Raw genomic sequence first — 8,347 nt, 5'->3', positions numbered from 1 at the left:
TTTTGTTTGTTGTGGGGCGTCATGGCGAGGCACGAAGCCATCTCATAATCGATAGTTCAAATTAGATTAGTAACTTTAATAGGCAGATTGCTTCAGTCGTGCCTCCTTCGCAATGACGTTTTGTTTGTTGTGGGGCGTCATGGCGAGGCACGAAGCCATCTCATAATCGATAGTTCAAATTAGATTAGTAACTTTTAATAGGCAGATTGCTTCAGTCGTGCCTTCTTCGCAATGACGTTTTGTTTCTTGTGTACCGTCATGGCGAGGCACGAAGCCATCTCATAAAATTTATTTCAAATTAGATTAGTAACTTTTAATAGGCAGATTGCTTCAGTCGTGCCTCCTTCGCAATGACGTTTTGATTCTTGTGGGGCGTCATGGCGAGGCACGAAGCCATCCCATGAAGTCTAGTTCCAAGTGTAATTGTAACTCAAAATGAAGAGGTTGCTTCAGTCGTTCCTTCTTCGCAATGACGTTTAGTTTCTTGTGTGTCGTCATGGCGAGGCACGAAGCCATGTCATGATAAAAATGCTAAAATTCCTTGAAGCTTCATTTTATTAAGAAATAAATAACAGTCCGTTGCTTTATATTTTGATATGTTTGCGATGTGAATGAAACACGTAACATACTAAAAAGCATAAGTGCATTAATCCCCATCATAGGGTTGGCGCTTTTGCTGTTACTTTCACCTTGTAAGGTCCGAAACTTTATACAGGCAGAAGTTGGTATACCTCAAACTGAAGTTTCTAATAAAATTAAAACAGCGTTTAGTAACGCCAATTGTAACCTTTATGAGGTGGCTACGGGTGTTTTAGTTCCTGAAAAATATTCAGTTCAAAGTGTCTCAGATTTTGTGTTAAGTGATTTTAGTTTTACTTATACGGAATGGGATGCATCACGTAGTGCTGTTCATTCTGGTAAAACAAGAAGCCACTCGGTTTCTGCCGTTCCATTATACATTTTATATAAAAACTTCAAGAATTATCTATAATCGATTTTCATTAAGTAAAAAGGGATCCAGTTCATAAAGACTGGTTTTTATTAATTATAGAAAATCAAAATGAAATTTCAAGTTCAAAAACTGGAAGTTAGCTACACCTCTGTGGTTATACTTCGCATCATGCTTAGTCTTATTTTTATAGTGGCAAGCACCAATCATTTTTTTAATATCGAGAAGGTAGTAGGTCGTATGGAGAATGCCCACATGGGTTTTTTAGGGAGTCTATTAGGAACTCCTGAAACGGTCGTTATGCTATCGGGAATAGTGATGGTTGTAGCAGGTGTCGCCTTGCTTATAGGGTTTAAAACACGATATGCTGCCATGCTACTTATTGCAGTGCTTATTCCAATTACGTTAACGGTTCAAGTGGGGCAGATGGCTACCATGGGCCCGCTTTTTAAGAATGTAGCCATACTAGGTGGTCTTCTTTTTTTTAGTATCAATTCAAATTTAAAAATTCAAAAACAATGAAACATTCAATTATATATTTAACAGCTGTGTGCCTATTAATTTTTGGAGCTACACAATTAAACGCGCAAAGTTTTAATAAAAGAAAGAATAACTATTTAATTCTTTCTAAAAACATTCAACAATTAAAGCCCGTGTTAATGACGGCCGAAAAACTACTTGAGGAAGACGGTAAAAAGTATGGCGTTTTTCATATGATAATCTGTGGAAAAACGGTGGTTGATATAGCAAACAATCCTAGTTTTAATGCACTTTTAAAAGACGCTGAAACACAAGGAGTCAAAGTGTTTGCTTGCGGTATCTCGCTTCAGAAATTCAATATCAATACAGCAGATTTACCAAAAGGTTTAACGGTTGTTGATAATGGTATTTTATATGGGTTTCAGCTGAAAAAGAAGGGTTTTATTACGCTTACTATTTAATCCCGGACAGATGAAACAGATCAGTGTAAAAAATGATTCGGGGCTTTTGGCGCTGTCTCTTAGGTTGGTTGTAGGGTGGACGTATTTTTCTGCGCTATGGCGGCGTACTATTTTAACAGATAAATTAGACCCCGAAGTGGCTGGTTATATTGGTGAAAAATTCAATCACTTCTTGCCAAATGCTTTAGGGATAAAACCTATCATTCAGCTTTTGGTTGAAAATCCTGATATATTATGGATAAATATGGTGGTTTTTACCATCATAGAAGGTGTTGTTGGTTTATTTATCATGTTTGGTTTATTTACGCGCGTCATGAGTATAGGGGTGTTTGGCTTGGCTATGGGTATTCTTTTAGGGTCTGGCTGGATAGGTACCACCTGTTTGGATGAATGGCAAATAGGCGTCTTGGGTATTGCTACGGGTTTTACCTTGTTTTTAACGGGAAGTGGTAGGTATTCTTTAGATTATTATTTAATAAAAAACCATGTTTCTATTACAAAAAAGACCTGGTTTTCTTGGGTTGCTTCTGGAAATCTGCCTATTACAGAGCGCTTGTATCCGAAAATTGTTTTGGTTGGTGCTCTTTTTATTTTCGGAATGACTTTGATGACCAATCAAATATTTCATGGTGGGTTGTGGGGTACATTACACAATAAATCGGTGAAACCGAAACTAGAAATTACGGAAGGTGAAATTGATAATAAAGTACTTTCTTTTGATGTGTTTAGAACAGAAGGTGTTGATGTGTATGGTGCATGGATCATAGAGATTGAATTGAAGGATGTTGAAAATAATTTAGTATTTAAATATGCACAGGAAGCATTGGTTTTATTGGAAGAAGCACAAATTTCAAACTATTATATCGCTAAAGTAAAACCAGGAGCACATAGTTTAATTGTGCCCTTGGGAGCTAAAGCAAAAATTAATTTACCAAACCCAAACTTAGAAGGTTTGCCTAATGGTAGGTATACGCTTAAAATAACAGATATAAGTGGTGCTTATTGGGAGCACGAAATCAAGAAGGAATAAGGTTGATGTCCTGAGATAATGCATAAAACTGAAAGCGACTTTGGTAAATAATCAAAGTCGTTTTTTTGTTTTTTTTTATGGTTTGGAAACATGAAAGCAAACGAACTTGATAGCGTATTGCTAAATAAAAACGCGAACCCTTAAAAATCAGAAATATATTTCCCAACTTTGAACCAAAATAAATTCAATATTATGAGCAAAACAAAATTGACCATTAATAGCAACGGGTCTGTGAAAGTAGAAGGCGATTTCGAAATAGTAGATAGCCAAGGTAATGTATATGGTTTACAAGGAAGAGAAGTATTAGGTATTTGTCGTTGTGGACACTCTGCAAACAAACCTTTTTGTGATGGTGCACACCGTAACCATTTTGAGCACGATGCTAAAGCATTCGATTTGCCTCCAATGAAAACCCGTTAACAACAGCTGAAAACTTCGTTTTAGTGACCATTTCAAAATGGTTAAATTACAGATTCTTATTTTAAGTGTTAAATGAATAAATTTAGAAGTTATTTAGAAGCGATAATAGATGTTAATGATGCTGATTGGAATTATTTTTCCTCCCGGCTCATCAAACGAGAATTTCCCAAGAAAAGTATCTTTCTAAATATCAGTGAAGTTGAAAACTATATTTCATTTATTGAAAAAGGTGGTGTGCGGTTATTTATTCCTAAAGAGGATGAAGAAAAGGATATCACCTTTGGATTTTGTTTACAAGATGAATTTGTGAGCGCTTACGATTCGTTTTTAACACAAACACCCACATTATACCAGTTGGAAACCTTAATGGATACCACACTTTGGAGTATTAGTTATACCGATTTACAAGACGTTTATAAAACCACTGAAATAGGAAATACCGTGGGGCGTTTCACGTCAGAAAAACTGTTTTTAATTAAATCGAAACGTGAACAATCCTTGTTAAACGACACCGCAGAACAACGCTACATAAATCTGTTTCAAGACCGCCCAGAAATTATTAAACTAATTCCTTTAAAGTACATCGCTTCCTACATTGGCGTGACACCACAGGCATTAAGCAGAATCCGTAAACGTATTTCTTAACTCAAGTTCATTGTGCTAAAAAGGAGTTCTATCTACCTTTACCATTTCAAATTAGAATCAAATGGAAGTTATATACTTATTAATCATATTATGGTACGGAGGCTTGTTTTTTCAAACATTCTTCCTTCACCGATATGCGGCACATCAAACATTTACCATGTCTAGAACGGCAGAAAAAATCACTTATATTTTAACATGGGTGTTTCAAGGTTCTAATTATTTAAGTGCTTATGGTTATGGAGTTATGCATAGAATGCACCATGCATATGCTGATACAGAGAAAGACCCACACTCACCAAAGTACGATGAGAATGTTTTAAAAATGATGTGGCGTACAAAAAACACCTACCAAGATATTAACAGACAGCGTGTTACTGTGGAAGAAAAATTCACTAAAAACGTGCCGCAATGGTTGGCTTTTGATAGAATGGCAAGTTCCCGAATTTCAAGACTCATCTGGACCGCACTTTATATTCTATTCTTTTTACAATTTGCAACAGCTTGGTGGCAATGGCTATTTTTACCAGTTATTATTTTAATGGCGCCTATACACGGTGTCATTATCAATTGGTACGCACATATATATGGCTATGTGAATTTTAAAGTGAAGGACACCTCTAAAAACTTATTGCCTTTCGATTTTTTAATGATGGGCGAAGCTTACCACAACAACCACCACAAACACGGTGGGCGTGCTAATTTTGGAGTAAGATGGCATGAGTTCGACCCAACGTATTTCATCATGCGTATACTTAATAAAGTAGGTGTTATCAAGTTTGTGAAAAATTAAATTTCTTTAAGAGATTCCCCGAAAAGGGTCGGGTTCGAAATTATTCTGAGCGTAGTTGAAGGGTTTCAATACTTCGCTAGAACAGCTCTATTGGCTTTGTATTGTAATCCCTTACGTAGTTCTACTCTCATTGAGATATATAGTAATTATATGTGTTTTGCCTATTCTTAATAAGTCTTTTAATTCGCAAGTAAATATATTTATAATTATTTGTTTCTATAAATTGTAGCAAATGTTTGCTGTAATCGTTAATAACTACTAACAATTCCTTTTCAAAACCAACTTCTAAATTCCTATTTTGCAAGCTCAAAATAGAATAAGATAATGAAAGTCTGTATTGCCGAAAAACCAAGTGTAGCCAGAGAGATAGCCTCCGTTTTGGGCGCTAATACCAAACGCGATGGGTATTATGAGGGTAATGGGTATGCAGTAACTTATACTTTTGGGCATTTATGTACGTTAAAAGAACCCAACGATTATAAGCCCTATTGGAAAAGTTGGGATTTAAACAATCTACCCATGCTTCCCGAAAAGTTTGAAACCAAAGTGGTATCGAATTCCGGTATTCAAAAGCAATTTAGAATCGTAAAAAGTTTATTTGATAAAGCCGAGTTGGTTATAAACTGCGGGGATGCGGGGCAAGAAGGAGAACTTATTCAACGCTGGGTGATGAATGAGGCGAAATACAAAGGCGAAGTGAAACGCTTGTGGATTTCCTCGTTAACCACCGAAGCCATCAAAGAAGGATTTGAAAATTTAAAGCCTTCTGAAAATTACGATAACTTATATTATGCCGGTTTTTCTAGAGCCATTGGTGACTGGTTGCTGGGTATGAATGCCACACGTTTGTACACTGTAAAGCATGGTGGTTACAAACAGGTACTGTCTGTTGGGCGTGTGCAAACACCCACATTAGCGATGGTGGTAAATCGTTTTAAAGAGATTGAAAACTTTAAACCGCAACCTTATTGGGAATTGCAAACCATGTATAGAGAAACGCTTTTTAGTTATGAAGAAGGACGTTTTTTAAAGAAGGAAGATGGAGAGGTTTTAGCGAATAAAGTTAAAGAAAGTGATTTCGAAATAGTATCCATAGAGAAAAAGAAAGGGAATGAGTTTGCTCCGAAACTGTTTGATTTAACAGGTTTACAGGTGTATTGCAATACCAAGTTTGGTTTTTCGGCAGATGAAACACTTAAAATAGCCCAAACCTTATACGAGCAAAAAGTAGTAACCTACCCCAGAGTAGATACGACCTTTTTACCAAATGATGTGTACCCGAAAGTAGCGGGCATTCTTCAGAAATTAACTAATTATGCCGCCTTAACAGAGCCGCTTTTAGGAAAAAAGATTAAAAAATCGACCAAGGTTTTCAACGATAAAAAAGTAACCGATCACCATGCAATCATCCCTACAGGTATGCAAACCAATTTGCAATACAACCAACAACAGGTGTATGATATTATTGTGAAACGTTTTATTGCGGTGTTTTATGATGATTGTTCGGTATCGAATACCACAGTTATCGGAAAGGCTGCTGAGGTGTCGTTTAGAACTACTGGAAAAGAAATATTAAAAAAAGGCTGGCGTGTGGTTTTTGAAAACCCAAACGCTAAAGAAAAAGAAGCAGATTTATTACCAAGCTTTGTGAAAGGCGAAAAAGGGCCGCATGAACCTTCATTTTTAGAAAAGGAAACCAAGCCACCTAACCAGTTTACAGAGGCTTCCTTACTTCGTGCTATGGAAACCGCAGGTAAAGAGGTGGATGATGAGGAATTGCGTGATTTAATGAAAGAAAACGGTATTGGCCGACCGTCAACCCGTGCGAATATTATTGAGACGCTTTTTAAACGCAAGTACATTGTTAGAAATAAAAAGCAAGTATTACCAACCCAAACGGGTATTCAATTGATTGATACCATTCAGAATGATATATTAAAATCGGCTGAACTTACAGGAAGTTGGGAGAAGCAATTAAAAGATATTGAAAAAGGGGAGTTTACTGCTGGTGCGTTTATAAACAACATGAAACGCATGGTTGATGCCTTGGTGTACGAGGTACGAAGCGAAACAAAACGTGCTAATATTTCGCATGTAGCCACAGTAAAAAATAGAGAAGCCAAAGCTGTGAAAAAGAAAGCCGCTGGTATTTTGGCTGAGGTGTGCCCAAAATGTAAAAAGGCTACCCTTATAAAAGGAAAGTCTGCCTACGGTTGTGCTGGTTATAAAGCTGGTTGCGATTTTGTAATGCCATTTAGCTATGCTGGGAAAAAAATATCTGAGAAGCAGTTTGTAAGATTGCTTAAAAAGGGTTCTACAGTCAATTTAAAGGATTTTAAAATGAAATCTGGCACCATGGAAGGCTTGTTGCGTTTTGATGCGGATTTCAAGCTTAAACTGGAACCTAAAAACCCACCGAAAAAGGTAGAAACAAGTTCGGATGAATTAACCTGTCCGAAATGTCATAAAGGCATTGTGATTAAAGGAAGTACGGCTTATGGCTGTAGTAGCTATAAATCGGGATGTGATTTTAAAGTGACCTTTGATACGGTTCGGGAAAAAATAAACGGACAAAAACCAACCAAAGAATTGGTGCATAGTATTTTGAAAGGGAGTCTTTAGCTCTTCATTACGAGGAGGCACAACGTGTTAATCTGTTTATCATTTAGCTCCTTTTTTTTTGATTCAGATTCAATTTATAAGATGACCTCGCTTTTTTCTAATGATAGCTCGCAAGGACGCAGCAACACCTATTTAGTGAAAATTAAATGACCGAAAACATTATAACACACCGCCACTTTATAATCTACAAACCTTATGGTTTTTTAAGTCAGTTTGCGAGCAACGACAGCAAGCAACAATCTAAAAAATTCCTAGGCTTGCTCCATGATTTTCCTGAAGGGATTATGCCTATTGGGCGCTTGGATGAAAAATCGGAAGGCCTATTGTTGTTAACTACCGATGGCAAAATGAGCGATTTTGTAAACAGCAAGAAGGTGGATAAGGAGTATTATGCTCAGGTAAATGGAGACATAACGCCAGAAGCGGTGGCACAATTAACACAAGGTGTGGAGATTGGCTTTAATGGCAAGAAATACCAAACCAAACCGTGTACAGCTTTTAAGTTAAACGCCCTACCAGAGTTACCCACGCGTTCTCAAAAAATACGCGATGCTAGACATGGCCCCACTTCTTGGGTTTCAATTATTTTAAATGAAGGTAAGTTTAGGCAAGTACGAAAAATGACATCGGCTGTGGGGTTTCCAACCTTACGCTTGGTACGGGTGCGTGTTGGTGCTATTCATTTGAATACCATGCAGGTTGGTGATGTGATGGAGGTTGATAGTTTTATGTAATGGTCGTCATTGCGAAGGAGGCACGACTGAAGCAATCTGTTTATTTTGAGTTGCTTATTTACTTTGAACGGAATATCATGAGATGGCTTCGTGCCTCGCCATGACGTTGCGCATCAAACTTCAGGTCATTGTGAAGGAAGCACGACTGAAGCAATCTGTTTATTTTGAGTTGCTTATTTACTTTGAACTGAATATCATGAGATGGCTTCGTGCCTC

At 37.1% G+C, this 8,347-nt stretch carries 9 protein-coding genes; all 9 read left to right on the top strand.

Annotation, left to right across the window (positions count from 1 at the left end):
• The first annotated feature begins 607 nt into the window (after positions 1-607).
• The 9 genes from Q5N74_RS18655 to Q5N74_RS18615 all read left to right on the top strand — a co-directional run bounded on the left by Q5N74_RS18655 (position 608) and on the right by Q5N74_RS18615 (position 8,131).
• Entirely contained in the window at positions 608-991 is a 384-nt protein-coding gene (locus Q5N74_RS18655) for a hypothetical protein (RefSeq protein ID WP_304390513.1), read from the top strand.
• Between the two features lie 69 nt (positions 992-1,060).
• Positions 1,061-1,471 carry a DoxX family protein gene (locus Q5N74_RS18650; RefSeq protein WP_304390512.1) on the top strand — a complete coding sequence of 137 codons (411 nt, stop codon included), beginning with the start codon at positions 1,061-1,063 and terminating at the stop codon, positions 1,469-1,471.
• Positions 1,468-1,890, top strand: a complete 423-nt coding sequence (locus tag Q5N74_RS18645) for a DsrE family protein (protein ID WP_304390511.1) — start codon at positions 1,468-1,470, stop codon at positions 1,888-1,890. Before Q5N74_RS18650 ends, Q5N74_RS18645 begins: the two co-directional genes overlap by 4 nt.
• A gap of 10 nt (positions 1,891-1,900) precedes the next feature.
• Positions 1,901-2,920, top strand: coding sequence for a TQO small subunit DoxD (locus Q5N74_RS18640; RefSeq protein WP_304390510.1), 1,020 nt, complete (start codon positions 1,901-1,903; stop codon positions 2,918-2,920).
• Between the two features lie 192 nt (positions 2,921-3,112).
• Positions 3,113-3,340 carry a CDGSH iron-sulfur domain-containing protein gene (locus Q5N74_RS18635; protein WP_304390509.1) on the top strand — a complete coding sequence of 76 codons (228 nt, stop codon included), beginning with the start codon at positions 3,113-3,115 and terminating at the stop codon, positions 3,338-3,340.
• A 72-nt stretch (positions 3,341-3,412) separates the two neighbouring features.
• Positions 3,413-3,985 carry a Crp/Fnr family transcriptional regulator gene (locus Q5N74_RS18630; protein ID WP_304390508.1) on the top strand — a complete coding sequence of 191 codons (573 nt, stop codon included), beginning with the start codon at positions 3,413-3,415 and terminating at the stop codon, positions 3,983-3,985.
• A 61-nt stretch (positions 3,986-4,046) separates the two neighbouring features.
• Complete coding sequence (locus Q5N74_RS18625) at positions 4,047-4,775, top strand: acyl-CoA desaturase (RefSeq protein ID WP_304390507.1); 729 nt, start codon at positions 4,047-4,049, stop codon at positions 4,773-4,775.
• A 324-nt stretch (positions 4,776-5,099) separates the two neighbouring features.
• Positions 5,100-7,397 carry a type IA DNA topoisomerase gene (locus Q5N74_RS18620; protein ID WP_304390506.1) on the top strand — a complete coding sequence of 766 codons (2,298 nt, stop codon included), beginning with the start codon at positions 5,100-5,102 and terminating at the stop codon, positions 7,395-7,397.
• A gap of 146 nt (positions 7,398-7,543) precedes the next feature.
• Entirely contained in the window at positions 7,544-8,131 is a 588-nt protein-coding gene (locus Q5N74_RS18615; protein WP_304390505.1) for a pseudouridine synthase, read from the top strand.
• The last annotated feature ends 216 nt before the right edge of the window (positions 8,132-8,347 follow it).

It is taken from the genome of Mariniflexile sp. AS56, from assembly GCF_030552475.1.
In the GTDB taxonomy this organism is placed as follows: Bacteria; Bacteroidota; Bacteroidia; order Flavobacteriales; family Flavobacteriaceae; genus Mariniflexile.
Note: the sequence above shows the minus strand (reverse complement) of the source record. Positions and strands in the feature narration are given on the sequence as shown.

Coding starts and splice junctions, on each gene's coding strand:
- Q5N74_RS18645 (WP_304390511.1), top strand. CDS start 1,468: ATGAAACATTCAATTATATATTTAACAGCTGTGTGCCTATTAATTTTT.
- Q5N74_RS18615 (WP_304390505.1), top strand. CDS start 7,544: ATGACCGAAAACATTATAACACACCGCCACTTTATAATCTACAAACCT.
- Q5N74_RS18640 (WP_304390510.1), top strand. CDS start 1,901: ATGAAACAGATCAGTGTAAAAAATGATTCGGGGCTTTTGGCGCTGTCT.
- Q5N74_RS18625 (WP_304390507.1), top strand. CDS start 4,047: ATGGAAGTTATATACTTATTAATCATATTATGGTACGGAGGCTTGTTT.
- Q5N74_RS18650 (WP_304390512.1), top strand. CDS start 1,061: ATGAAATTTCAAGTTCAAAAACTGGAAGTTAGCTACACCTCTGTGGTT.
- Q5N74_RS18635 (WP_304390509.1), top strand. CDS start 3,113: ATGAGCAAAACAAAATTGACCATTAATAGCAACGGGTCTGTGAAAGTA.
- Q5N74_RS18620 (WP_304390506.1), top strand. CDS start 5,100: ATGAAAGTCTGTATTGCCGAAAAACCAAGTGTAGCCAGAGAGATAGCC.
- Q5N74_RS18630 (WP_304390508.1), top strand. CDS start 3,413: ATGAATAAATTTAGAAGTTATTTAGAAGCGATAATAGATGTTAATGAT.